Here is a 25,629-nt window from a genome sequence, read left to right as displayed (position 1 = left end):
GTCAGGCTAGGGATGTCCGGTTAGAATAGCGCCTTTGTGTATTGATAATTTTAAGGACGATTCATGGCTCAGGAACCACAAAACCAAGCGGACCAAAACGCAGCACCGATTTTCAGCATCGAAAAATTGTATGTGCATGATGCTTCTATCGAAGTGCCTAATGCACCAGCGATTTTCACCGAGCGTACGACGCCACAGATCAATGTAGAACTGGGTAATACGGCACAACAGGTTGAAGATGGTATTTTCAACGTCTCCATCAAAGTGACTGTGACCGCGAAAATCGAAGATAAAACCGCATTCCTGGTAGAAGTGAACCAATCCGGTATTTTTGCCATCCGCAACGTGCCACAAGAAAACATGGAGCCTATCCTGGCGGTGGCTTGCCCTAACATCTTGTTCCCTTATGCACGCGAAGCCATCTCCGATATGGTTACCCGCGCTGGCTTCATGCCCGTGTTGTTGAACCCGATCAACTTTGAAGCCTTGTATCTGCAACAGCAGCAACAAGCTGCGCAAGCGGCTGGCGCTCCTAACTAATTTCGTCTCACTTTGTCAGTCACCGCAGACAGCTCGCGGTGACTGATCAGGATCCATCCAAATGAGTAAAGTTGCCGTTCTTGGTGCAGGTGCCTGGGGTACTGCACTTGCCATGCATATTGCCTTGCAGCACGAGGTGGTGTTGTGGGCGCGTAATAGCGGGCACGTTTCTGGCATGCGCAAGGCGCGTGCCAATCCGCTGTATCTGGGCGACTTTGCTTTCCCTGAAAAACTCTCGGTAGAGGATGATCTGGCTGCAGCGATTGATGGCGCCGATTTGATTTTATCCGTGGTGCCTACGGCGGGTTTCCGGCCGATTTTGCAGCAACTCAAAAGTCTGGCCATACAACAGCCCTTGATCTGGGCCAACAAAGGCCTGGAGCCGCAAACGGCAAAACTGCCTTTTGAAGTGGCGCAAGAGGAGTTGGGCGCAGAGTATCCATGGGGCGTGTTAAGCGGCCCCAGCTTTGCCGCCGAACTGGTGCGAGGCCTGCCAACGGCAATTACACTCGCCGCCAATCACCGCGAGCTGGCGCAGCAATCTGCACAGCTGATTCATGGCGGCTGCTTGCGCGTCTACGATAGCGTCGACGTGGTCGGCGCTTCGGTAGGTGGGGCGGTTAAAAACGTGATGGCGATTGCCGCCGGCATCTCTGACGGCATGGGCTTTGGTAACAATGCGCGCGCTGCCATGATCACGCGGGGCTTAGCCGAAATCACCCGCTTTGGCATGGCGCTGGGTGCCAAGGCCGAGACCTTTATGGGCTTGGCGGGGGCGGGCGACTTGATCCTGACCTGTACCGGTCAATACTCGCGTAACCGTGAAGTCGGCTTGCAGCTGGCTTCGGGCAAATCACTTGAAAGCATTCTGGCGGGATTAGGCCACGTGGCAGAAGGCGTCAATACTGCGCGTGAAGTCATGCGTCGTGCCGAAACCATAGACGTCGAAATGCCCATCACTTTTGAAGTCAATCAACTACTCACTAACCAGAAAACGGCGCAAGAAGCGGTCAGCGCCTTGTTGGGTCGCGGTCAGCGACAAGAGTCAGTCTAGGTTTTTTACCAGCGGCTTGATCAGGCAAGCACAGTGGCCTGAGCCGCATAGACCCGCACACTTTCCTGCTCATTGGCATCGTTACGTGCCACGAGCGCAATCGCTTCGGTATCAGGGCTCAAATTGACAGGCTGATGCGGCACCCCTGCCGGGATGAAAATAAAGTCGCCCGCTTGATTGGTGCAGGACTTGCTCAAATTTTCACCATAAAACGTTTGCACTTCACCCTTCAGCAGGTAAATCGCCGTTTCAAAGCCTTGATGGTAATGCGGTTGCGCTTTGGCCGCTGGCGGGATCACCACGATATTCATCGAAATGCCACTAGCCCCCGCCGTCATTTGAGAGATGCCCACATAATTGGGCAGGTGCTGAATGGTATCTATGCTGTGTTCAGGGCGCACAGTCACGATTTCACCGGTTAAGTTTAATTGAGGATCTTGCATCTGTGGCGCTCGACAATGTGAAAGATTCACAAAGTCTAACAATAGCGCAGGCAGGGAGGCAAGCCGGGAATGAGCGGCCCCATGAAAAAGGGCACCCGACGGGTGCCCTGAATCTGTATTGCCTTGAATTTGTACTACTAGGACCGGCTTATTCGATAGCCAACAACTCAACCTGAAACACCAGCGTCGCATCCGGGCCAATCACCGGGCCGCTGCCGTTTGCGCCATACGCCAGGTGCGATGGAATGGTCAGCTCAAACTTGCTACCTACGTTCATCAACTGCAAGCCTTCTACCCAGCCTGCAATCACGCCAGTCACCGGGAACACAATCGGTTCGCCGCGCTGATAAGAGCTATCAAACACCGTGCCGTCGGTCAGTGTGCCGTGGTAGTGGACTTTGACACGGTCGCTGGTGGTAGGTTTGGCACCATCGCCTGCGACCAGTTGTTTGTACTGCAGGCCACTTGCTGTCGTGGTTACGCCTTCTTTTTTCGCATTGTCTGCCAGATAGGCTTCACCTGCCGCCTTGTTTTTCGCGTGGGCAGCCATCTGTCTGGCCTGGCTCTCTTGTTGTACTTGTTCCACTGTACTGCGTTTTTCGTCGTCGGTCATGCGTGAAGCATTGCCGGCCATCACATCGCTCACTGCCAGCGCCACGGCCGCAGCATCCAGCTCCAGGCCGTCATTTTGCAATTGGTGAGCCATATTTTCGCCGACGATATAGCTCAGGCGTTGAGTGAGGGTGTTTAAGGTGATCATAAATTTCCTTTGGTATCTCTTTATAATAATGCTTTAAAAAGCAAACAACACATTATGACGGAGAGTCATAAAGAAGCAAAATCCTACATAGGCATGATGCTTGGTTCATAACAACCTTTTAGGTTACAAATTATGTTCGCAGGCCCGACTAATTTTGCTTTAATAGAAAGTAGACGTTTAATCATTACAGAGTGATTCAAGTTTAGTAAGCCATGCATCAAATCCAACGCACATTTCTCTTATCTTTTTGATGCCAATTTCTTTAGCTATATTGGGCCCATGAGTGGTTTTACGGTACCCTGTTTTTTTCTCTAGCCTCTTAGATGGCGAAGTTTCGACAGAGTTGTTGATTTTTTCTGGGTTACTTTCAAAGGTGTCTAGAACTGTCTGGCACCACTCTTTCACTCCAGACTCATTTAATCCGCGCTCCATGCCCTCAGGACATGAAAACAAAAGTCCTTCAAACTCATACATCTGGATGTACGGAATTAATTTAGGTTTAATGCTTTCATGTACAACATCAACAATACGCTGTTCTAAGCCTGTCTTATTTTCGCCTGCTAGCTTCTTCTTAAATCCGTAAAAATCATACAATGTACTGACATAATCAAAGCTAAAACCTATTTTCTTTAGATCGCTTTTTATTCTGTCTATACTGACATCCCCACCCATTGAAATCGGTGTAACCATAACGTTTTTGGTGGCTAAGTAAGGTGCTAATACTGCTTTAACAAAACGTTCTTCAGTAGGGCCTTAAACTGACAATCCTATTCTTACCATTCTGGACGACCTCCAATGAGGTTTTTGGTCCAAATATCACCCATAGAGTAATCTTCAAGCCAATCTTTTAATTCTTTTTCCTCAACTCTCCTAAATTTTGATGCTCCTTTTTCTTGATCAACTACAATGAAGTCTTCTGCGTCAAACTGGTTTGCGAAAGTTACTGATTGTGTTGAACATATGACTTGGTTTGCTTTGGATGCAACTTTTACGAGTTCTGCCAGTACTTCTAAGGCTGCGGGATGTAGTCCTAGCTCAGGTTCATCTAAAACAATAGACTTTGGACGAAGTGCAATAGGTTGCAAAAAAAGTGTCGCCATACAAATAAAACGAGCAGTGCCATCTGATAGTTGATTCGCTGAGAAAGGTTCTGAATGGTCCCGATGAAGCCACTTGAGCAGAACTTTTTCATCAGTACTCTCCCCCCTTGGCTCAAGGTAGAAATCATGGAAATATGGAGCTACTGTTTTAATGGCGTCAATAATGTCCTGATAAGCTTTGATAAAGATGCTATCTGTACTTGATTTGAGCCGGTATAGGAACGCAGCAATATTGCTGGCATTAGAGAATAAATAGTCCGAATCTGTCAGATTGCAAGCCTGTTTAAAGCCGGCGGTCGAGCTAGTATCATGAAAGTGATAAACACGGCACTCTTCTAAGTATTCTCTTGTGTACTTCCTTACGTATCTACTGGCAGCCTCTCCATCTGGAAGTAGTCCGCTTTCTCCTTTTTTACCTTTGACAGTCCACGGCCTATTGGAGCTTTTAATCGTACAATATTCATTCTCAAATACTAGAGAGTCATCATCTGGACCGTGAGAAAATTGCACATGATAGCCATTAAAACCAACATCAATATTTATTTCTATGAAGGGCGTAACTCTTGGCCCAAAATGAAAAAATGCATTTGCAAATCCGTTTTTTTCGACATAGGTCTGAAGTTTTCCTTCAGATAAATTTCTTAGAAAAGTAAAGAGGGAAATGAAGTTTGATTTGCCAGAGCCGTTTGCACCAATTAGGATGTTAATCGGTTTCATTTCAAGGTTTAGAGATTGAATAGATTTAAAACCCCTAATTTGAATATGCTCTAAGTGTGTTTTTTGCGTATCTGTCATATATCTCTTTGCAATCTCAGTAAACGTGTCAATAACGTTCTATTTGTAATTGCGATTAGTCGCTCATTTAAATCAATCTAATCATACCTTCATGGAGTTATTAATACTATGAATACGTAGCGAGGTTTTTTGTAGTGAATCTCCTGTCTATTGAAGATAAAAAACCCGCCGAAGCGGGTTTTGTTTTTTTTGATGGTACTTAGAGCGTTTTTGCGTTAAGCAGAAAAGTGTAACAAACCAGCTATCCGTAGGCAGTACAACAAGTACGACAAGGATAAGCAACGCAGTATCACTGAACTGCTTAAATGCAAAAATTACATCATACCGCCCATGCCACCCATACCGCCCATATCACCACCCATCGCTGGTGCATCTTCTTTAGGCAGTTCAGCCACCATGCAGTCAGTGGTCAGCATCAGGCCAGCCACAGAAGCCGCGTGTTGCAAGGCAGAGCGGGTCACTTTAGTTGGATCCAGTACGCCCATCTCAACCATGTCGCCATAGGTTTCGTTGGCTGCGTTGTAACCGTAGTTGCCTTTACCGGCAGCCACGTTGTTCACCACGACTGATGGTTCAACGCCAGCGTTCTGTGTGATCTGACGCAGTGGCTCTTCAACCGCACGCAGAACGATCTTGATACCGGCTTCTTGATCCAGGTTGTCACCTTTCACTTTGGCAATCGCTTCGCGGGCACGAATCAATGCCACGCCACCGCCAGCCACAATACCTTCTTCAACCGCAGCACGTGTCGCGTGCAATGCATCTTCCACGCGGGCTTTTTTCTCTTTCATTTCGATTTCAGTCGTCGCGCCAACCTTGATCACGGCAACACCGCCAGCCAGTTTGGCCACGCGCTCTTGCAGTTTTTCACGGTCGTAGTCGCTAGAAGCTTCTTCGATTTGTGTTTTGATTTGAGTGATACGGGCCTTGATCGCTTCTTCGTTGCCAGCACCGTCAATGATGATGGTGTTTTCTTTGCCCACTTCGATGCGTTTGGCTTGACCCAGATCGTGCAGTTGTACGGCTTCCAGTTTCAGGCCCACTTCTTCAGAGATCACAGTACCGCCAGTCAGAATCGCGATGTCTTCCAACATGGCTTTACGACGGTCACCAAAGCCTGGGGCTTTAACTGCAGTCGTTTTCAAGATGCCGCGGATGTTGTTCACTACCAGGGTTGCCAGCGCTTCGCCATCGACATCTTCAGCGATGATCAGCAATGGACGGCCAGCTTTCGCTACTTGCTCCAAGGTTGGCAGCAAGTCACGGATGTTGGAGATTTTTTTGTCGTGCAACAACACGAATGGGTTGTCCAGCAACGCGATTTGGCGCTCTGGGTTGTTGATGAAGTATGGAGACAGGTAACCACGGTCAAACTGCATACCTTCAACCACATCCAGCTCGTTGCTCAGGCCTGAACCGTCTTCAACAGTGATCACGCCTTCTTTACCCACTTTGTCCATTGCATCCGCAATGATCTGGCCAACAGAGGCGTCAGAGTTAGCAGAGATCGCGCCAACTTGGGCGATTTCTTTGCTGGTAGTACAGGGTTTGGATTGTGCTTTCAGATCAGCTACAGCAGCTTCAACTGCTTTGTCGATACCGCGCTTCAGGTCCATTGGGTTCATGCCCGCAGCTACAGACTTCATGCCTTCACGGATAATGGCTTGTGCCAACACAGTCGCAGTCGTTGTACCGTCACCAGCGATATCATTGGTTTTAGAAGCAACCTCTTTCACCATCTGTGCGCCCATGTTTTCGAACTTGTCTTTCAGTTCGATTTCTTTAGCCACAGACACACCATCTTTAGTGATGGTTGGCGCGCCAAAAGAACGCTCCAATACCACGTTACGGCCTTTAGGGCCCAAAGTTACACGAACAGCGTTAGCCAATACGTTAACGCCATTTACCATTTTTTGGCGAACGTCATCACCAAATCTTACGTCTTTAGCTGCCATTTAAATTCTCCTAAATTACAAATGTGTGGGATTGAGTTACGAGTGATTACTCAACAATCGCCATAATGTCTTCTTCGCGCATCACCAACAGCTCTTCGCCGTTGACTTTCACTGTTTGGCCGGAGTATTTGCCGAACAATACTTTGTCGCCGACTTTCACGTCCAAAGCGATAGCCTTGCCGTTGTCATCTTTTTTGCCATTGCCAACTGCTTGAACCACACCTTGGTCTGGTTTCTCTGTTGCACTGTCAGGGATCACAATGCCAGAAGCAGTAGTGCGCTCTTCAGCAGCGCGTTTAACAATTACACGGTCGTGCAACGGACGAATGTTCATGAGATTCTCCTTGGAGTTTTCCTAAAGTGTTATAGGGATAACGTTAAAACTAAAACAATCAAAGCGGTACGCATTTTAGCACTCGCGCACCTTGATTGCTAATTTGGGGCGGGATTTTTTGATTTCAAGGGCTAATACATAAAAATTTTATGGGTTTTTGTCGTTTGTAATTCAACTTGAGATTTTTGCAATTCAAATCTAGAGTGTCATTTCATATTAATCAATAAGTTGCTATCTCCGATAGACGTGAAATAGCATTTCAAAAACGTGGGTAGTTCATAAAGTACAATATGATCATGATTCACGAGAGTGATACTAGTAGACAGAAACTTGCCCCTGAACTGCTGAATGCCTTATTTACAGCTGCAGAGCACTTTGAACAAATTTGGGATGGCATGCTTAATGATGGCTTCACTGTGGATGAATATTATTTCAGAATACTTGCAAAGCTAGAGCCGTCAGAACCGGGTTTAATCCCAGCAAAAAAATACTTGATAGAAAACATCAAAGAGTCTTTTACCAACACATACTGGCTTATGCGTACCAGATCTTCCAGCATGAATGGATATCGTTCAATTTATCTGGACTGGCTTGAAGAGCAAAATAAACTGGGAAAGTGGGTGATAGATAACCAAGGTTTTGATATTCAACCGTCATTTATGGCTTTAACACCTCTCTGGTATGGCGGACAAGATCCAACTTTGGAATTAAAAAGAAGTATCAAAGAGAGTATCAAGCTTCAAATTACTCAAGATATTAGTCAGCTAAAAGCTAAGGTTCCTGACTTTTTCAAAGTCCCTTTCGTGCTTACAAAAAAAGACTTTACTAAGTTGTTAGCTAGCCTACTAAGCGATATTGGCTTTACCCTTGTAAAAATCGAAAAAGATCTAAGGGCTATTGTATTTTCTAAACCCTTACCAAAATCTTTGGGATTTATCTCATTATGCTTTGATAAGAAACAATGGACACAACAACATCGATGGGATATTACCGTCGCGATCTCTCAGCAACCAGTCACACAATGGTTTACATGGCGTGGCTATCCGAGTATGCCTATCGCCTTTGACTTAGGTTTGTTTTCTCCGGGATGGCATGATGTTAGCTATTTCTTAGATTTTGAGTCTCGCCAAGATTTTCAAGGAGTGTGGCATCCAATAAGGAATGAAATTGATGATGATAAGAATAAATACGCAGCTCTTTTTATGAGAGATGCGATTAAGAATCTAGACAATTTGATTTCTGAATCTATAGCTGGATAAAAAGCTTTAGAGTGAGTTTTTATGCGTCCATCTGGCAATATGACATTTCAATCGCACCTATTCTGCAAAGCCACTTTGTTAAACTTTATCGTTCAGCGATAAAAGGCGAGATATCTGGAGTTAAATTGCCAACGATATTTGTAAGCCGCTGGCGCCGTACAACTCATTAATTGCTACTCAACCATTAGTGCAAAGCGTCTAGACAAAACATGAAGTTCGATTGCAACGAGCCATGCGTTTGACAGCTCCTCAGTGGTGAAGGCACCACATCGCTTCAGACATTCCATCGCTTGAATGATGAGATCGGCTAGTACGGCAAGTCCAGAGGCAATTGTTTGAGGTAATGCTAGCATGCCCATGGAGTGAGAATCATGAACAAGCATACTAGCTCGTCCTAGTGAGTAGTTTTTTAGCAGAGCATTGTATTTTCGATGTGTAAACTTTGATAATTGGGCGTAGATACCCTTATTTGCTCGGCCAATTCAACATCGCTACATTAACCATCCTTTTGAGTTCTTCTTGAGTGGCGCCATTGACCGCTTGCACTGACATCCCTTGATGTAGAGTAGCTAAATATTTAGATAAATCAACGGCATTTACGTCAGGCGATAAATCACCTTCCAGTTGTGCCAACTCAAATCGCTCAGTCAACAAGCCTTCATAATGTTTTCTATACTGAATAAGCTGCTCTTTGATGATCAGTGCGCCTTCACCGCATGAAAGGGCGCCTTGCACGATCATGCATCCCTTGGGATGTGCTTCACTAGTTAGAAACTCCGCGCTACTTAATAAAAACTTTTCTGCGACTTTGCGCGCTGTTGGCTCTTTCATCACCATCCTCACAAATGAAGCTGGACCGGAGACATACTTAGAAAGTGCTTGCCTAAACAATTCTTCCTTATTGCCAAACGCAGCATATAAACTTGGCTTATTCACACCAAGCGTGGAGGTTAACTCGGCCATTGAGGCGCCTTCATAGCCCCTTTCCCAAAACACTTTCAAAGCCTTGTCCAGGATCACCTCGTTATCAAACATTTTGGGGCGACCTCGTGTCTTTTTTAACTCTTCAGTCATCTCAATTTTCTTCACTTAAGTAATTTATACCAATTGTTACAAAAAAATGTTGACAGAGCAAATTTTGTTGCATAGTATTTATGTACCGATTGGTATTTATATACATAACTGTTAAACCGTAAAGAGGTAGAAAAATGAATGCAGTGAATAAACTTGGGACAGCATTGATCACAGGTGCATCAACTGGGATTGGGGCTGTGTATGCAGACCGACTAGCAAAGCGAGGTTATGACTTGATTTTGGTGGCACGTGATCAAGAAAAGCTGCAAAAAGTAGCAGATGGGATTAAGAGCACATCTGGAAGTCAGGTAGAAATCATGCCAGCCGACCTGACCCTCAAGACTGATTTATTAAAAGTCGAAACACGCTTACGCGAAGATAGCAGTATTACCCTGCTGGTGAATAACGCAGGCGGTGGTGCGTCTACGACGTTGGTTGAGTCTGATATGGATGCGATGGAGACCATGATTCAATTGAATATCACCGCGCTCACACGACTCTCCGGCGCAGCAGCCAAACGATTTTTTGCTGAAGGCAAAGGTGCCATCATCAATGTTGCCTCAGTGCTTGCCTATATTCCTGAAATGTTCAATGGCGTTTACAACGCAACTAAGTCTTATGTGGTGATGTTTAGCCAATCCATGCAGCATGAACTTGGTGACAAAGGGGTTCGCATTCAGGTGGTGTTGCCAGGCGCGACCGATACGCCGTTCCTGGACAAAGTGAATATGCCAGCAAGTCACTTGCCGCCTGAAATGGTGATGAAAACTGATGATCTGGTAGATGCCGCCCTTAGAGGATTTGATTTGGGCGAGGTGATCACTATTCCATCCTTGCCAAATATTGAGGATTGGCAAGCATTTGATGCGGCAAGAAAAGCATTGGGGCCGCATTTGTCATTAGCTAAACCAGCGAATCGTTACCTGAGCTAATCACCACCTAAGAACCCAATCATCCATTTGACTGAACAGGAGATATTCGTGAATAAAATTTTAAGATCATTGTTACTCATCGCCACTACCTTATCCATCATAGAGTCAGGCACGGCCTTGGCTGCGGATAAACTGGAGACAGCGGCCACAAAATTTGTCGAATCGAATGGCATTAAATTCTCTTACCGCATTTTAGGCCCTCAATCAGGTACTCCATTAGTGCTCCTTCAGCACTTCACTGGCAATATGGATGCCTGGGATCCGGCAGTAGTGAATGCCTTGGCCAAGAATCGTCCAGTGGTTGTATTCAATAACAGAGGCGTTGGTGCTACGAATGGAGTGGTTGCCGACAACATCGCACAAATGACCACAGATGCTTATGCGTTTATTCAAGCGCTGGGCTATAAGCAAGTGGATGTGTTGGGGTTTTCGATGGGTGGGTTTGTTGCTCAAGAACTTGCTGCGCAACATCCAGAACTGGTTCGAAAAGTGATTCTCGCCGGGACTACCCATCAAGGCGGTGGCAATCATCTGATGAAAGTGTTGGGTGAGGCCTTTTCCAGAGCCAATGCGCCAGATCCACGCGACTATTTGTTCTTCTCGCAAAGTGAAGCAGGGAAGCAAGCCGCCGCTGCATTTTTGTCTCGCGTCTATGCCAGAAAAGAAGGGCGTGACCCTGAAAGTGGTAAGGAGATTGCAGATGCACATGGCAAGGCCTTAATTGTATGGACGAGCACACCTGATCCTGAATTCAAAACGTTAAAAGCCATTCAACAACCGGTTTTGGTGGTGACGGGTAGCAATGACACCATGTTACCAACCGAGGGTTCGATTACCCTATATAAGCAGCTTAAAAATGCGCAATTGCTGTTATATCCAGACTCCAATCACGGTTCGATTTTTCAGTACCATGATTCGTTTGTAAACACAGCTGAGTTCTTTCTGAGTCACTAAGCGAACACTGGCCGCAACGAATCAAGGCGTTGTGGCCAGTATTACTAATACGCCTAAGTCAAATCAGAGAATGTCATGAACTCAAACATACAGCAGTTAGTGTCTGCAAATAAAGCAATCCCGGCAGCTTGGCGGGTATTCGCAATCGCCAGTATTGCGATTTTTATGTCCTCCCTGGATATGACGATTCTGTATGCTGGGTTCAATAATATTCTCAGTAGCTTTCCGGACTCTACTGCCGCTGATCTATCCTGGGCGATGAGCGGCTACTCTATTGTCTATGCTGCCATGCTGATCCCGGCGGGTGGTATTGCAGATAAATTTGGGCGTAAAAAAATATTCACATTAGGCACCTTGTTATTTATCAGTGCCTCATTTGCATGCGGTGCCGCCCCTAGTGTCTCATGGCTTATTGTCGCCAGAGTTTTTCAATCTATCGGTGCTTGTCTGCTGACCCCCTCTGCATTGGCGCTGGTATTGGAGGCGTTTCCTCGCGAGAGGCGGTCAGTCATCATGGGTGCTTGGGGCGCTGTTGGTGCTTTGGCCGCGGCATTAGGTCCGGGGATTGGTTCCTGGATTATTGATGTAGGCGGCTGGCAGTGGGCATTTTTTATCAACATCCCGATTGGATTATTTTGCATATGGCAAAGCTTAGCTGTATTGCATGAGTCGGTTCAGCCAAGAGCGCATATGCGGCTTGATCTCGTCGGCATGTTGCAGTTGGTCGTCGGTGTCGGAGCAATTGCGTTTGCGATTGTTGAGATGAAGTCGCCTAGTTGGAATCCCTATGAGTTAACAGCCATTCTGATATTAGGTTGGGTGTTGCTGGCAAGTTATATTCCTTGGGCGAAGTTTTACCCAGAACCATTGTTTGACCTCAGCCTGTTTAAAAACAAAACCTTTTTATTTGCAAACCTGGCAGGCATCACCTTCGGGATTGCGTTTTCCATCATGTTTTTTTCATTCTTTTTTTGGATGAAGAATATATGGCATTTAAACCAGTCCTTAGCCGGTGCGTCTGTCATGCCAGGGCCACTGATGGTTGTTCCTACCGCATTGGTTGCAGGGAAAATAGCCTCCAAAGTGGGGCATCGCCCTTTGCTTATCACAGGCACCATGACCTACGCCCTCAGTGGACTGTGGTTTTTAATGGTCCCCGATACCACCCCTAATTATCTGGCTACATGGCTACCGGGTTTACTATTAAGCGGCATTTCTGTCGGCTTGGTCATGCCCTCTTTATCCGCTGCCGCCATGTTTGGTTTGCCGCAAAAAGACTATGCCGTTGGTTCTGCCATCAATCACGCTGCCCGCCAAATTGGCACGGTGATAGGTGTGTCTATCACCGTGTTATTCCTTGGTAAAGCACTGCTCAAGCCGGGTGACTTTATCCCAACGTACAGCATACATATTGCATTGGCGCTCATCACGGCCATGTTATGTATCCCGATCAATACCCACCCAAAACAACTTACCAATTTAACTCAATAGGTCTTCAGGGAAATTTATGATGAAACGTATTGTGATTACTGGGATGGGCGCAGTCAGTCCGCTTGGAACAGGCGTTGACTTGGCATGGAAACATTTGTTGGAGGGAAAGTCTGGGATCTCTGCGCTCCCTGATGCGTTGGCAGAAGGCAGTCCAGTCAACATCGCCGGTTGGGTTAAGCCATCAGAACTTGATCCGAGCATGGGGCTCAATTTGTCTGAATATCTCGATGCAAAAGAGTTAAGACGCTCTGACAGATTTATTCAATTTGCTCTGATTGCCGCTAACGAGGCCATTCAGCAAGCCCAGTGGCTACCGATGACTGAGATTCAAAAACAACGCACTGCCACGATTGTCGCTTCAGGGGTGGGTGGTTTCCCAGCCATTGCACATGCAGTCCGCACAGGCGAAGCAGTGGGTGTGGGTAAGCTCTCGCCATTTACGATTCCATCGTTTTTGGTCAATTTGGCGGCTGCGCAGATAGCACTTAAACACCAATTCCAAGGACCACTCGGTGCTCCGGTTACCGCCTGTGCAGCAGGCGTACAAGCGATTGGCGATGCGGCCAGGATGATTCATGCCAATGAAGCCGATATCGCAATCTGTGGGGGGACAGAAGCTTGTATTGATAAAGTCAGCCTCGGCGGGTTTGCAGCCGCAAAAGCACTGAGTACAAGATACGCGGCAAGCCCTGAGTTAGCCTCAAGACCGTTTGACACACATCGTGATGGGTTTGTGATGGCAGAGGGGGCTGGTATTTTGGTGATTGAGTCCTATGAACACGCCATGGCGAGAGGTGCAAAACCGCTTGCTGAATTAGTGGGATATGGAACCACTTCTGACGCCTACCATATCACCTCCAGCCCCGAGGAGGGTTCCGGTGCTGCCAGGGCCATGATGATTGCCCTTAATCAAGCACACATATCTCCCGAGGCCGTTGACCATATCAATGCGCATGCCACGTCTACCCCCATGGGAGATGCAAGTGAACTGGCAGCCATCAGAACTGTGTTTGGTCAGCGTCATGCCCAACCTGTGATCAGTGCCACAAAGTCTTCCACTGGACATTTGCTGGGCGCAGCGGGCGGTCTAGAAGCCATTTTTACCATTAAAGCAATTGAAGCGCAGTGTTGCCCACCCACAATCAATTTGTACGCGCCAGATGCGCGGGCAACTGGGCTGGCGATTACGACACAAGCTCCCATTCATCGACATCTTGAATATGCCCTTTCGAATGGGTTTGGATTTGGCGGGGTTAATGCATCTGTCATTTTTAAACGTTTTAACGGTTGAGCATGATGGATCAAACCTGGGGGGGTGATCACTTAAATATCACTTCACTCGCAATGATAAGTACTAATTAATTTGATAAGGGAGAATGAAATGAGTGATGCACCAACAGATCTTAAATTTAACGGAGAGGAATTTTTTGTCACGCTTAAAGATGGAGAAACGGTTCGAGTCATTAAAACAGGGAGTGGAGAACCGCTGCTTTTAATGCATACGATCAGAACGCAAATTGAGTTGTTTAGCGAGATGATTCCATTTTATGCGAGCAAATTTACCGTCTATGCCATCGATTTGCCTGGCCACGGTCAATCGTCCATCAATAAGAAAATCAACTACGACGAGCCCTATTTGAGAGCCTCTGTGCTTGATTTAATTGATCAGCTGAATTTGACCAATCTCACCTTAATTGGTGAGTCTATTGGCGCGACACTGTCTCTCACGGTCGCTGCACAAATCCCAGATAAGATTAAGCAGGTGATTGCGGTCAATACATACGATTATGAAACGCGTTACGCAGATGGCATCCGGCGTGGCAACGTTATTGCCAACTTTATGATGTGGAATTACTCAATTCCCATCAATGGGGCGATTTTTGCTGCACTTGAGAATCGATTTTTCTTGAGCCTGGTGATGAATGGCGGCGTCACAAGAATCAAAAAAATCCCAACCTGGTTAATGAAAATGTTTGATAAAACAGGACATCGGCCGGGCTACAGTTTTCTTGGCAGGAACATATTAAAAAACTGGCGCAGTTGGGCGCAGGCCACTGATCAATATCATAAGATCAAAAGCCCTGTAATGCTGATATACGGAGAAAATGACTGGTCAAGACAAGCCGAAAGATATTTGACTTGGAAGAAAGTACCAAACGCAACGCTTGAGACCATCACAGGTTCTGGACATTTCCTCAGCGTGGATAATCCAGAGGATTTAAAAAAGACCATATCCCAATACTTGCAGGCAAATTAAGTGAAACCTCAGCCTGAAAATGTGACATTACATTTACAGGCATAAAGCCCATTGCTTAAACAATGGGCTTTATTTATTGGTTAAATATGTTGAAGATGGTGACAAAATCTGGCATGCGCACTGTTTATAGTAAGCATTTCAATACTCCATCGAAATGAATATGAACAAGTGTGCAACTATCCAGAAACAAAGCGTGTTCGCATGAAGCGCATTCAGTACCATCAATATGGCGGGGCAAGTATGATGCGCCTGGAGGAGTTTGAAGTGGAAGCTCCCGGCAAGGGCCAGCTACTTGTGAAGGTGAAATATGCTGCAATCAACCCCATCGACTGGAAGTTACGCAATGGCACGATGAAAATCCTGACCGGAAACACCTTCCCTCGGGCAATGGGTTTGGACTTCTCGGGGACGGTGATTTCAACTGGTAGAGGGGTGACACGCTTTGCTCCAGGCGACCATGTGTTTGGCATGGCACGACTGAAACAGGCAGGCGCGTTCGGCGAGATGCTAGTCACCAATGAGTCCTTTGTGACACACAAACCGGATACAGTCTCGTTTGAGGATGCAGCCTGTTTGGCGACGCCTGGCATTATGGCGTGGAGAGGGTTGGTGGAAAAATCCCGCCTGAGGGCTGGTCAACATGTATTTGTGAACGGTTGTGCCGGGGCTGTTGGGATAGCAACGATTCAGATCGCGCAGATGCTGGGGGCCATCGTCTCTGGCAGCTGCCGCCGTGAAGATATGGAAAAAATGCAAAAAATGGGATTAGCCCATGTCTACGACTATCGAAAAGTGGATTTGCATGCCCTGACGCAAAAGTTCGATATTGTCTACGATACCTCAACAACCATTTCCGCAAGCACAGGGATGAAGCTGCTCAAGAAAAATGGTGTATTTCTTGACCTTGACCCGAAACCAATGAAATTCCTGCGGGCGATTTTCTCGAAAAACTACCAGGTGCTGATAGGCAGTCCGAGCGAGTATACTTTGGGCAAGGTCGCAAAAGCGGCGGAACTCGGAAAGCTCCAATTACCGATTGGCAGAATCGTATCGCTCATCGATGGTGTAAATCTGATGAGTGAAATTGAGGGTGGACTCAAAATAGGGGGCAAAGGTGTTATCGCCATGGAGTAACAATGTCTCGTAGCCATCGCCTCAACGAACTGATGCAAGTGTTGCGTCGACATCGCGGGAGTGTTTCCGGCGCAATGCTGGCGCAAGAAACCAATGTCTCGTTGCGAACAATTCGCCGTGATATTGCAACGTTGCAGGCCATGGGTGCCAAAATTGATGGCGCAGCAGGCGTAGGGTACATGTTAAAGCCTGGATTTTTGCTGCCGCCGATGACATTCAATGAAGACGAATTGCAAGCTTTGGTCGCAGGTGCGCAATGGGTGAGTCAACAAACAGATCAAGCGCTCGCGCTTGGAGCTCAAAATGCACTGGCAAAGATTGGAGCAGTCATTCCTGCGGACATGAAACTATTCATGGAGGATGACATGCTTTATGTCGGCGAAAGACCATTTGTCGTAGATTTTGATTCAGGCGTAGTGCGTTATGCCATGCGCGAGCAAAAAAAACTCAAAGTGGCTTATATCAACAAAACGGGTGACACTTTGGCGTATGTGATCTGGCCGCTTATTTTAGGGTTCGTCGATTCGCGTTGGTCCATTGCCGCGTGGTGTGAGATCAGGCATTTAGAATCTTTCTGGTGGATCGTATTGTGGAGATCAGTGGCCTTGAAGATCACTATCCTGGCAATCGGCGCCACTTGTCAAAAGAATGGCGTAATAGCGTCTGCCAAAGTGCCGACAAAAATCAGTATATTGAATAACACATGCCTGGCTTAAGTGCGTGCATCGAGCGCGCCTTGAGTGTTTTGTGAATGGTGGTTGATGACTACAAAGGCATTATCTCCTCGCGCAGTATGTCAACCTTGTTTATTGCGAGCTCCATCGCTCAGCGCCCCATTCTGAAGTCTCAAATCGAGGTGTATCGCCTATTCATGCTGGATAAAGTCTAGAGCGAGTATGGAATGGAGCGAGATACAAGCGGACTAGAAGGCGCTGGAAACGGTGATTCTCGGCAAATGGGGGCGTCTGACCCAGGACAATATTTATGACATTGCGGGCAAGCGGGAGATTCTCGTAGAAAAACTGCAGCAAATTTACGGCATCAACAAGCAAGAGGCCAATCAGCAAATCAATGCGTTTGCCCAGTCGGTACAGGAGATCAAACACCATTGAACCGCATGACCTGGTCTTTCAACTGGTAAAGGCCACCTGTTCGTGATCTGCCTCCTGAAGTGGGCCAGTTCGGCGAGCTCTTGCTCACCCTCTGTGGCATGACGGCGCGCTTAGGAAATCGTGATGCATGGATATATGCAGAATCTTCATCAAGCCACTTTGCTGAATACAGATTTCAGGATGAATACAGACTGCAGGCGGGTGGTATCCACAGGACAGTATAGCCAGTTGCTTCTGGTCACACTCAAACCGGGCGAGGAAACCGGCTTTGAAGTATAGATGCAAGACCAGTTTTTACGCGTGTAAAAGGGCGCACATCATCATCCATGGCTTCACCGCAGAAGTTGAACAAGGATATGCGATGATGGTGCCAGCCGGGGGCCATCATCACCTGATCAATACGGGCAAACTGGACTTGAAACTACACAGCCTCTACTCGCCACCCAGTCATCAAGAGGGCACCGTCTGTCATCTGCGCGTGTATGCAGATGTCTCGAAGCTGCCCTTTGACGGGGTCACGACTGAATAAGCCAGACCGTGTTGGCTAGCGAACAAACAGCCCCTTGCGTGCCCGGTAGACTGCAAAGAATGGTTGTTGAATTTCCAACGGCCAGACACAGATCGACCACATAAAGGATTTACGCCATGTCAATTTCCAATCAAGCCAGTGGATTACATCAACAAGCTGCGACGGATCATGAAGCGGCCGCCAAACATCATCTCAATGCATCAGAGAGCTATCATAAAAATAATGTTTCAGAAGCCAAAGAAAGTGCAAAAAAAGCGATGGAAGCCTGCAACTCGGCCCAGCAGAAAACGCAGTCTGCCTGCAATTGCCATGAAAAATGAGTCAGGCATTTATGCAATGCTGACCGCAACAATCCCGCTTAGGCGGGATTGCTGACGCTGGTGTCTCCGTATGCGGCCAACCGGCGATACGACGGATACTGCTTATGTTTATGCACACGCTTATGAAAGGCCCATTCCATGCGCTTTGATCATCAGCCCACCACACAGTTAATCCGCATCTTGAAGGCCGGATTGGGCTTCAAGCTTAACCGCCGGCAACGCTCCGCACACGAGATCGCACAACTGGATCAGATTGCGCACACCAGCGGCGCGCACATTACCTGGATAGAGCCACAGGCACGGACTGCTCGAGCAGCGCCCGACGAATGCCATCAGTCAATGGCAAAAGAACATTGAGTGTGCCAATCTCCCTATTAAATCAATGGCTTGATCTGCACTGATTCGCCGTTACGACCAGATGAAAAATGAATTGGTTTTTCATGCGGCCTGGAGGCGGGCGCTATTTATTGCTGCCCTGGCTTTGTGCATGCAGATAAGCCCGCCAGCCGCCAAAGACCGAGATATCCGTGGCGGTTGCGCTGGCGTAGGCTTCACACAAAAAACCGGCCACTTGTTGGCCATCTTGCAGCGTAAGGGTGCCAAAGCCGAGCGGGGCCGGGACGCTGGCAACCAGTTTGCCGTAGTTCTCCAGCGGCAGTTGCCAAATCTCCAGGGCGATTGCGCTGCCGCCTGTATTGACTCTGACCAGGCCGGGGCGCGGTGGGTGAAAGCCGGCCAGGTGGTAGAGTTTGTAGTCGGCCGAGGTATGCGTGGCGCGCACAAAAGTGGCCTGCAATGCCTGCAATTGCGGGTTGAGTGGCAGGCCTTGCATATGCGCGCCGCAGACGGCGACTTCTATCATGGACATGCGTGTTTCCTTGTATTTTTTAGCGCGGTTAGCGGCCTAGCCGTTGCGCCAGTTCAACCAGCGCAAGGTCATGAAAAGCCGGTGAGCAGAGCGTAATGCCAAACGGCAGGCCGTTGTGCTGGAATCCAGCCGGGAGGGCGATAGCAGACAAATCCAGCAGGTTCATAAAGTTGGTGTAATAGCCCAGGTTGCTATTAGTCTGGATCGGGTCCTGTTCCACTTCTTGTATGGTGTAAATCGTGCCTGCCGTCGGCGTGACCAGCAGGTCAACCTCATCCCAGCATTGCTGGGCCTGCGCCTGGTTGGCTTTGAGCTGGTATAGCGTGGCATAGGCGTCGGCTGCACTGAATTTGCTGGCCCCCTGAATGATGCTACGCGTCACCGGGTGCATGGCCTCTGCGTGTGATTCAATAAAGGGCCGGATGGCGGCATAGCGCTCGGCGACGATGGCGCCCTCATAAAGCAAGCGCGCCGTGTTGAGAAATACCGAAAAATCTATTTCGACGGCTTGCCCGCCTATCGCGGTCAGTGCTTGTACGGCGTGGGCAAACAACGCGGGCGTCTCGGGGTTGCCAAAAAAATTCAGTTGCTCAGTCCGGGGCACGCCAAAGCGAAAGCGGGGTGGAAAAGTGTGCACTGCCTGCGCGGGTGCCCGCCGTGAATAGGCATCCTCGTGGTCTTCTCCTTGCGCGACTTGCAACACGGCGCGTGCCTCTTCGGCGGTACCGGCAAAAATAGAGACGCAATCGAGTGAACGGCAGGCCGGCACCACCCCATGCGTGCTAAGCAGGCCGCAGGTCGGTTTGATGCCAACCAGATTGTTAAACGCGGCCGGGATCCGTCCAGAACCTGCCGTGTCTGTGCCCAGGCTAAAACTGGCCATGCCCAGCGCAACTGCCACGGCAGAACCCGAACTGGAGCCGCCGGAAATGTAGTCAGGATCAATGCTGTTTTTGCAGGCGCCATACGGCGAGCGTACGCCGACCAGGCCGGTGGCAAATTGATCCAGATTGGTTTTGCCGACCGGGATCGCGCCCGCGGCAATCAGTTTTCTGACCACCGTGGCATGTTGGTCGGCCGTGTAGGCAAAGTCCGGGCAAGCGGCCGTGGTCGGATATCCGGCCAGGTCGATATTGTCTTTGATGGCAAACGGGATGCCGTACAAAGGCAGGCTGGTCGGGTCCATCGCCTCCAGTTGGCAGGCGTAGATCAGCATCTCTTCCAGGCTGACCCGGTCAATCCAGACATGGTGCGTATCCTCGGCATGGATTTTTTCTGCCAGCTGCCGGACCAACTGGCTGGGTTTCAGGCTGCCAGCGCGATAAGCGGCGCTCAGATGCGAAATGTTCAAATTCATGTGGGGCAGGGCTCCGGTGTGGGTCAGGGTGGCTGGCACGGGGTTAGTGCTGGCTGCTGAGGCCGGTGGGCAAGGCCTCAATGCGCGCATATTTACTGCTTAGCCACAGCATGATCGCCACCACCAGATAACTGGCGGCAATCGGTAGCGATTGGCCAATGCCGATCGCCTCGCCATGCATGAGGCCAAAAAAAGTAAACAGCGCCGCTGCCAGTGCAAAGCCAGCGGCTTTTGCCAGTTTGCGGTCTATGACCAGGGCGGCAATCGCACCCAGCATCAAGCCGCCTAAAATGGCGCCACCACCCAGCACCTCCAGCCCGTGGTAGAGCACGCCCACCTGGCCGAGTTTATCCAGCCCCAAGGTGGCGGCATTGGTGCCAGCGACGGCGAGGACGTTGTCAATTTGCAATTTTCCCCAGGCCGCAACATGTGGCAAAAAGGCCAGGATAATGGCAGGCGCGTGGCTCTTGGGCGTTTCTTGAAACGCTTGTGCGCCAATCAGCATGCCGATATAGAGCAAGATAGGCGAAATGGCGACCACTGGAATCAAGGAGGCCATGAGGGCGATGATGCCCAGCCAGGAAAGCAGCAAAACGATGATGCCGGTCGCCGCTGAGTAGCCGATGCGGCCGCCCATGGCCTTCCAGCCGGGATGGCCAATGTAGACCGCATTGATAAATGGGTTGCCCATCAGGCAGCCAATCAGGCTGATCACGCCGTCGGCCGTCAACACCCTTGTTGTCGGAAAGCTGTCGCCCCCGGCGGCGGCGCTCTCAACGTTGTCCATTGCCTCAACCAGGTCATAAATGCCAAACGGGATGGCGGTGACCAGAATCACACCTAAAAATTCAAAGCCTGAAAACACATGGTTGATGGCGGGTAGCGGGATGGAAAAGCCAAAGTTGGCAAGGGCGGCGCTGACGTGATTCAGGCTCATGTGGGCATAATCGAGCCCGAACAGGTGAGAACCCCAGGCGATGAGCGTCCCAGCGGCAATCGCCACCAGCCCGGCCGGGATGCCTTTGAAATAGCGCACGCCGCCAAACCAGCTGGCCAGAATAATGGCGAAGCAGACCACGCCTACCATGGGCGTCATGAACATCTCCAGCGCCGGGCGCAAACTGATAAACGCGACGGAGACGCCTGCCAGTGTGCCCAATAAGGCGGCACGTGGGGTGACTTTGCGGATCACCGGCGCAATAAAGCCGCCCAGCATCAGCACAAAGCTCTGGATAAACACCCAGGCCAGTCCGGCCTCCCAGCCTTTGACCGGGTCGCCACTGGCCAGCGAGATGGGCAACATGATCACAAACACCACCACAAACATGTGCGGAACGCTGACCCCTGAAGGCAGCGCACACACATCATTGCGACCGGTCTGCCTGGCGAGTTGATAGGCGAGCCAGGCGTAATACATGGTGCTCAGAAACAGCATGAGCCCGGTGGCCGGCAAGATGCGGCCGAACACCATCTCATCCGGCATTTTGAGCACAAACCTGAGCAGGCCGGTGAGCACCAGCAGATTGACCAGAATATTGGTGCCAAAACCAAAGAGCGCGTTCCAGTCGCCCGGTGACCAGAGTTTGATGCCTGAAGCGGTTTTCATGATGGGGATTCTCCTCAAATGGCGGGATGCCTGATTATTTTTGCAATGCGTTGACCAGTGGCTGGCTATCGGTGACCCAGCCAAAAATCGCGCCTTGGGCGGCAAACATGCGCAGGCTGACGGCGTGAAATTCGGGGTGGTATGAGGCGCAACAATCGCCAGGAATCAGGCAACGGAAACCGCGGTCATTGGCTTCGCGCACCGTGGTATGCACGCAGACTTCGGTCGTCACGCCACAGACAATCAGCGCTTCAATGTTGCGCTTGCGTAATAGCAGTTCGAGGTCGGTGGCATAAAAGGCGCCTTTGCCAGGCTTGTCGATAATGGGTTCGCCAGCGATGGGTGAGAGCGCCGGGATAATCTCGTGCCCCGGTTCGCCACGGATCAGGATACGCCCCATCGGCCCCTGATCGCCGATGCGCAATTTTGGCGCGCCCCGGTCCACTTTGGCTGGAAAGGCGTCTGACATGTCTGGTCGGTGGCCCTCACGGGTATGGATTACCAGCATGCCCTGCGCCCTGGCCGTCGCCAACACGGCCTGGCAGGGGGCAATTGCCGCTTTGAGCAAGCGCACATCATTGCCTAGACTTTGCCCAAAGCCTCCTTCTTCAATGAAGTCGCGTTGCATATCGATGAGCATGAGCGCGGTGCGTGCGGGATCAAAGACAAAAGCTTCGGGCATGGCTGCGACGGTGACTGTTTGCAGGGTGGAGATCATCTGAAAGGACTTTATAAAATGCATCAATGTATACAACAAAGCAAATCACATGCCTGAGTTGCGTCTATGCCTGGTTGGAAAAAAGGCTTTTAAAACAAGGGAATTCTTTTTTAATCTGCTCGGCGTGGATGCGGAAAATCAGCCAGTGCTCGCCAAAAGAGTGCGGCTCGCACCAAGCGAGCGCATTAGTCCGGCATCAGGGACACATGCGCCGCTGCGATTTTCCAGCCTTGTTCAGTGCGTATCCAACTCTGGCTTTGCCGGCCTGTGCCATTGTCGCGCCTAAACTCGGTGCTGGCGTTGGCATAGTCAAGGCCATAGGTGGTGATGACCGTATTAAACAGGGTGCGTGGCGGCGGGGGCGTGCGTTGTTTTCTGAAGGCGACAATCTGCTCCCAGCCATACAGGTTTTCGGCAGCGCCATATCGCACGGCGAGGGGGCTTTGCCAAAAGAAATGGATCAGGGCTTGTACGTCATTGTTGACCAGGGCACGTTCGTAGTCAGCAAATACCGCTGTGACTTCGGCGAGGACAGGGGGATGATTAATCAGCATGGGTCACCTCTGTATCAGTTTCTAACCACGGGAGACTGGCAGACTGACAACGACTGTAAATGGTGTGCCAGTTGCAGCAGCTGCGCCTCCTTGCCGGGCGCACCTATCAGTTGTACCGCAATCGGCAGCTGGCCGGGCAAATGCACAGGCACCGCGACGACAGGCAAGCCAATAAACGAAATCGGCTGGGTAAACATGCCCATGTTGGGCCGCAACGGCATACGGTTGCCGTTGATCACCATGTCTTCTTGCCCCAGCGGTTGTGCACAGCAAGGGGTGGCCGGTGCAATCAGCACATCCGTGCTCGCAAACACTTGCATGGCCTGCTCAAAAAACCAGCGCCGCAGGCGTTGTGCCTGCAGATACCAGGCGGCTGGTAGCGTGGTGCCTGCCGCCAGCCTGGGGCGGGTCAGCGGGTCAAAGTCAGCGGCCTGCATGCGCAAGCGGGTCAGGTGGCGGTTGCCGCCTTCGCTGGCGGTAATCAGATAGGCGGCTGAGCGGGCGCGCGCCACTTCGGGTAACTCGACCACTTGCGTCACCTGCAAGGCGTTGCACACGGCGGCGACGGCGGCCTCTGCTTGCGCATCGCCTTGCTCAAAATAGCCGCCCAGGCGGGCGAGGCGAGGCGTGTCTGAGACTAATCGTGGCGTTGAGTCCGCGCTGGTGTTGCCTTGCAGCACGTCAAAGCAAAGCGACAAGTCTTGCGCGGAGCGCGCAAAAATCCCGGCATGATCAAAACTGTGCACAAACGGAAACATGCCGTCCAATGAGAGTGCGCCATACGTCGGTTTGAGGCCAAACAGGCCGCACATGGACGAGGGCACCCGTACTGAGCCATTGGTGTCTGAGCCTAGCGTAAGCGGCACCAGCCCGGCAGCGACGGCGGCGGCTGAACCGCCAGAAGAGCCGCCAGCGCTACGCGTCGGATCATGCGGATTGCGGGTGGGGCCAAAATGGTGGTTTTCAGTAGTGAAGCCATAGGCATACTCATCCATATTGAGCGCGCCGAGCAAGATGGCTCCCGCTCGCTGCATGGCCTGCACCAGCTGCGCATCGGTGCTGGCGGGGGCATGACTTTGGTTGATTTTGGCCCCGGCCAGGGTAGGCAACCCGGCAATATCAAACAGGTTTTTCACCGCATACGGCACACCCGCCAACGGTGGCAAGCGCTCGCCACGGGCACGTGCCGCATCCACGGCCGCGGCCTCTTGCAACGCACGCCCCGCAGTTACGGTGGTAAAGCTGTTGTAGCGGCCATCATGGCGCGCAATGTCGGCCAGCGCCGCCTCGGTCACGCGCAGGGCTGAGACGGTTCCCAGGCGGATTGCGTTGGCAATCTCGATTGCATTCTGACTTCCATCCATGGCGCTTAGCTCGCTGCCTGTGGGCGAAACTCTGGTGCGGGCTCAATGTGCTCGTCCAGCGGCCAACTCATGACGCGTTCGGCATGGCTGAATAGCAGGCGGTAATGTTGCGTGGTTTGCAGCAGGTCCTGTTCGTCAAGCGTGATACCCTGTAATTGCAATTGGCTGGCAACAAATGCCGGTGTGATTTCGGTGTCTTGTAGCATGGCGTGTGACAAAGCAAACTCCTTGGTGAGGTTTTTTTTGATATGCAATATTGTATACAACAAAACCCAAGCAAGTGCCGTACCAGTGCCGCGTACTGGGTGGCTTTCAGGCGGTCAGGCAGAGGGGGTGGATAAGAACTTTTGCCGCGCCAAGGCAGTCAGCGTCAGGGTTTTGGCGAATTCTCGACTGCGCTGGATATGTCGCTTCATGGCTTGTTTGGCCTTGGTTGTGTCGCGCTCTTTAATGAGCTGCAGTATCTCATAATGCTCTTTATAGGTGCGCTGGCTGCGATTGTCAGCGTTTAGGTCCAGGCGACGAATGACGCGGATGCGGTGGTTAATGTTTTTTAAAATCGAGGCCAGCACCGGTTTGTCACTGGCTAGCGCCAGCCCGACATGAAAAGACTCATCTTTTTCACCAAGGTCTATACCCACCTGTAATTCCGCATCATGCTTCTCCGGCTGCCACAGTGCCATCATCTGCTCCACTTGCTTGTCACTCATGGCGTTGACCGCAGATTCGACGATGAGCAACTCCAGAGCGATGCGTGCCTCGTAATACTCCATCAGTTCGGTCACATCCAGCTCACGGATAAAGCAACCCTGCTTGGGACGTATGCTCAAAAAACCCTCTATTTCCAGCCGTTGCAACGCCTGCCGGATCGGCGTGCGGCTGACACCAAACATCTCTGCCAGCGCCAGTTCGGTAATGCGCGTGCCCGGATAGAGCTCAAAAGAAATAATTTTTTGCTTGAGCTGGCTATACAAAGCGTCGACAGTAGAGCTTTTTGCAGGTTTTTCTTTTTTGATCATGACCTTGAATCTGACTGGGGATGCGATTAAAGATACTTGGATAATGGCCTTTCGGCAACCGTTACACAACGTATGCGTGGTCACTACGCCTGCATTTTAC

The 25,629-nt window shown here is 50.1% G+C and carries 29 protein-coding genes and 1 pseudogene; 15 read left to right on the top strand and 15 right to left on the bottom strand.

Going from position 1 to position 25,629, the window contains the following annotated elements:
• Positions 1–63: 63 nt before the first annotated feature.
• Complete coding sequence (gene secB, locus INP77_RS08200; RefSeq protein WP_194748568.1) at positions 64–540, top strand: protein-export chaperone SecB; 477 nt, start codon at positions 64–66, stop codon at positions 538–540.
• 61 nt (positions 541–601) lie between these two features.
• Positions 602–1,594 carry an NAD(P)H-dependent glycerol-3-phosphate dehydrogenase gene (locus INP77_RS08195; protein ID WP_194748567.1) on the top strand — a complete coding sequence of 331 codons (993 nt, stop codon included), beginning with the start codon at positions 602–604 and terminating at the stop codon, positions 1,592–1,594.
• Positions 1,595–1,614: 20 nt separating this feature from the next.
• Here INP77_RS08195 and INP77_RS08190 read toward each other — a convergent pair whose 3' ends face one another.
• From INP77_RS08190 to INP77_RS08165, 6 genes and pseudogenes are all read right to left on the bottom strand, one after another.
• Entirely contained in the window at positions 1,615–2,037 is a 423-nt protein-coding gene (locus tag INP77_RS08190) for a cupin domain-containing protein (protein WP_194748566.1), read from the bottom strand.
• 148 nt (positions 2,038–2,185) lie between these two features.
• Positions 2,186–2,797 (bottom strand): FKBP-type peptidyl-prolyl cis-trans isomerase, encoded by a 612-nt coding sequence (locus tag INP77_RS08185; RefSeq protein ID WP_194748565.1) that lies wholly within the window; start codon positions 2,795–2,797, stop codon positions 2,186–2,188.
• A 177-nt stretch (positions 2,798–2,974) separates the two neighbouring features.
• A pseudogene (locus tag INP77_RS08180) lies at positions 2,975–3,538 on the bottom strand (DUF4276 family protein); the annotation flags it as partial.
• A 32-nt stretch (positions 3,539–3,570) separates the two neighbouring features.
• Positions 3,571–4,692 carry an AAA family ATPase gene (locus INP77_RS08175; RefSeq protein WP_194748564.1) on the bottom strand — a complete coding sequence of 374 codons (1,122 nt, stop codon included), beginning with the start codon at positions 4,690–4,692 and terminating at the stop codon, positions 3,571–3,573.
• Between the two features lie 314 nt (positions 4,693–5,006).
• Positions 5,007–6,647, bottom strand: a complete 1,641-nt coding sequence (gene groL / locus INP77_RS08170) for a chaperonin GroEL (protein WP_194748563.1) — start codon at positions 6,645–6,647, stop codon at positions 5,007–5,009.
• 46 nt (positions 6,648–6,693) lie between these two features.
• The gene (locus tag INP77_RS08165; RefSeq protein ID WP_194748562.1) at positions 6,694–6,981 is read right to left on the bottom strand and encodes a co-chaperone GroES; all 288 of its coding nucleotides are present in this window, start codon (positions 6,979–6,981) and stop codon (positions 6,694–6,696) included.
• A 290-nt stretch (positions 6,982–7,271) separates the two neighbouring features.
• Here INP77_RS08165 and INP77_RS08160 point away from each other — a divergent pair, with 290 nt between their 5' ends.
• The gene (locus INP77_RS08160; protein WP_194748561.1) at positions 7,272–8,240 is read left to right on the top strand and encodes a hypothetical protein; all 969 of its coding nucleotides are present in this window, start codon (positions 7,272–7,274) and stop codon (positions 8,238–8,240) included.
• 465 nt (positions 8,241–8,705) lie between these two features.
• Here INP77_RS08160 and INP77_RS08155 read toward each other — a convergent pair whose 3' ends face one another.
• Complete coding sequence (locus INP77_RS08155; protein ID WP_194748560.1) at positions 8,706–9,314, bottom strand: TetR/AcrR family transcriptional regulator; 609 nt, start codon at positions 9,312–9,314, stop codon at positions 8,706–8,708.
• A gap of 134 nt (positions 9,315–9,448) precedes the next feature.
• Between INP77_RS08155 and INP77_RS08150 the strand changes: the two genes are divergently transcribed.
• The 12 genes from INP77_RS08150 to INP77_RS08095 all read left to right on the top strand — a co-directional run bounded on the left by INP77_RS08150 (position 9,449) and on the right by INP77_RS08095 (position 18,400).
• Positions 9,449–10,246: an SDR family oxidoreductase gene (locus INP77_RS08150; RefSeq protein ID WP_194748559.1), complete on the top strand. Its 798-nt coding sequence runs from the start codon at positions 9,449–9,451 to the stop codon at positions 10,244–10,246.
• A gap of 48 nt (positions 10,247–10,294) precedes the next feature.
• Positions 10,295–11,200 (top strand): alpha/beta fold hydrolase, encoded by a 906-nt coding sequence (locus INP77_RS08145; RefSeq protein ID WP_194748558.1) that lies wholly within the window; start codon positions 10,295–10,297, stop codon positions 11,198–11,200.
• A gap of 75 nt (positions 11,201–11,275) precedes the next feature.
• Positions 11,276–12,691 carry a DHA2 family efflux MFS transporter permease subunit gene (locus INP77_RS08140; protein ID WP_194748557.1) on the top strand — a complete coding sequence of 472 codons (1,416 nt, stop codon included), beginning with the start codon at positions 11,276–11,278 and terminating at the stop codon, positions 12,689–12,691.
• Between the two features lie 16 nt (positions 12,692–12,707).
• Positions 12,708–13,982 carry a beta-ketoacyl-ACP synthase II gene (gene fabF / locus INP77_RS08135; protein WP_228518820.1) on the top strand — a complete coding sequence of 425 codons (1,275 nt, stop codon included), beginning with the start codon at positions 12,708–12,710 and terminating at the stop codon, positions 13,980–13,982.
• Positions 13,983–14,072: 90 nt separating this feature from the next.
• On the top strand, positions 14,073–14,948 hold the full coding sequence (locus INP77_RS08130) for an alpha/beta fold hydrolase (protein WP_194748556.1): 876 nt from the start codon (positions 14,073–14,075) through the stop codon (positions 14,946–14,948).
• A 201-nt stretch (positions 14,949–15,149) separates the two neighbouring features.
• Entirely contained in the window at positions 15,150–16,082 is a 933-nt protein-coding gene (locus INP77_RS08125) for an NAD(P)-dependent alcohol dehydrogenase (RefSeq protein WP_194748555.1), read from the top strand.
• Positions 16,083–16,084: 2 nt separating this feature from the next.
• Entirely contained in the window at positions 16,085–16,798 is a 714-nt protein-coding gene (locus tag INP77_RS08120; protein ID WP_228518819.1) for a YafY family protein, read from the top strand.
• 225 nt (positions 16,799–17,023) lie between these two features.
• Positions 17,024–17,194, top strand: a complete 171-nt coding sequence (locus INP77_RS08115) for a hypothetical protein (protein WP_228518818.1) — start codon at positions 17,024–17,026, stop codon at positions 17,192–17,194.
• A gap of 135 nt (positions 17,195–17,329) precedes the next feature.
• Positions 17,330–17,473, top strand: a complete 144-nt coding sequence (locus INP77_RS08110; protein WP_194748554.1) for a hypothetical protein — start codon at positions 17,330–17,332, stop codon at positions 17,471–17,473.
• A gap of 82 nt (positions 17,474–17,555) precedes the next feature.
• Entirely contained in the window at positions 17,556–17,723 is a 168-nt protein-coding gene (locus INP77_RS08105; RefSeq protein WP_194748553.1) for a hypothetical protein, read from the top strand.
• A 116-nt stretch (positions 17,724–17,839) separates the two neighbouring features.
• A complete protein-coding gene (locus INP77_RS08100; RefSeq protein ID WP_194748552.1) occupies positions 17,840–18,043 on the top strand; it encodes a hypothetical protein in 204 nt (67 codons plus the stop codon).
• Positions 18,044–18,181: 138 nt separating this feature from the next.
• The gene (locus INP77_RS08095; protein ID WP_194748551.1) at positions 18,182–18,400 is read left to right on the top strand and encodes a hypothetical protein; all 219 of its coding nucleotides are present in this window, start codon (positions 18,182–18,184) and stop codon (positions 18,398–18,400) included.
• Positions 18,401–18,503: 103 nt separating this feature from the next.
• Here INP77_RS08095 and INP77_RS14885 read toward each other — a convergent pair whose 3' ends face one another.
• The 8 genes from INP77_RS14885 to INP77_RS08060 form a co-directional block, all read right to left on the bottom strand.
• Entirely contained in the window at positions 18,504–18,911 is a 408-nt protein-coding gene (locus INP77_RS14885) for an amidase (protein ID WP_228518817.1), read from the bottom strand.
• A gap of 28 nt (positions 18,912–18,939) precedes the next feature.
• Positions 18,940–20,268: an allophanate hydrolase gene (atzF, locus tag INP77_RS08090; RefSeq protein ID WP_228518816.1), complete on the bottom strand. Its 1,329-nt coding sequence runs from the start codon at positions 20,266–20,268 to the stop codon at positions 18,940–18,942.
• Positions 20,269–20,311: 43 nt separating this feature from the next.
• Positions 20,312–21,874 carry a regulator gene (locus INP77_RS08085; protein ID WP_194748550.1) on the bottom strand — a complete coding sequence of 521 codons (1,563 nt, stop codon included), beginning with the start codon at positions 21,872–21,874 and terminating at the stop codon, positions 20,312–20,314.
• Positions 21,875–21,908: 34 nt separating this feature from the next.
• Positions 21,909–22,592, bottom strand: a complete 684-nt coding sequence (locus INP77_RS08080; RefSeq protein ID WP_194748549.1) for a cysteine hydrolase family protein — start codon at positions 22,590–22,592, stop codon at positions 21,909–21,911.
• Between the two features lie 185 nt (positions 22,593–22,777).
• The gene (gene hpxZ, locus INP77_RS08075; protein WP_194748548.1) at positions 22,778–23,146 is read right to left on the bottom strand and encodes an oxalurate catabolism protein HpxZ; all 369 of its coding nucleotides are present in this window, start codon (positions 23,144–23,146) and stop codon (positions 22,778–22,780) included.
• 14 nt (positions 23,147–23,160) lie between these two features.
• Complete coding sequence (locus tag INP77_RS08070) at positions 23,161–24,510, bottom strand: AtzE family amidohydrolase (protein WP_194748547.1); 1,350 nt, start codon at positions 24,508–24,510, stop codon at positions 23,161–23,163.
• 5 nt (positions 24,511–24,515) lie between these two features.
• Entirely contained in the window at positions 24,516–24,728 is a 213-nt protein-coding gene (locus INP77_RS08065) for a DUF4089 domain-containing protein (RefSeq protein WP_194748546.1), read from the bottom strand.
• 102 nt (positions 24,729–24,830) lie between these two features.
• The gene (locus INP77_RS08060) at positions 24,831–25,529 is read right to left on the bottom strand and encodes a GntR family transcriptional regulator (protein ID WP_194748545.1); all 699 of its coding nucleotides are present in this window, start codon (positions 25,527–25,529) and stop codon (positions 24,831–24,833) included.
• Positions 25,530–25,629 lie beyond the last annotated feature (100 nt).

The organism is Methylophilus sp. 13 (genome assembly GCF_015354335.1).
GTDB classification, from domain to species: Bacteria; Pseudomonadota; Gammaproteobacteria; order Burkholderiales; family Methylophilaceae; genus Methylophilus; species Methylophilus glucosoxydans.
Note: the sequence above shows the minus strand (reverse complement) of the source record. Positions and strands in the feature narration are given on the sequence as shown.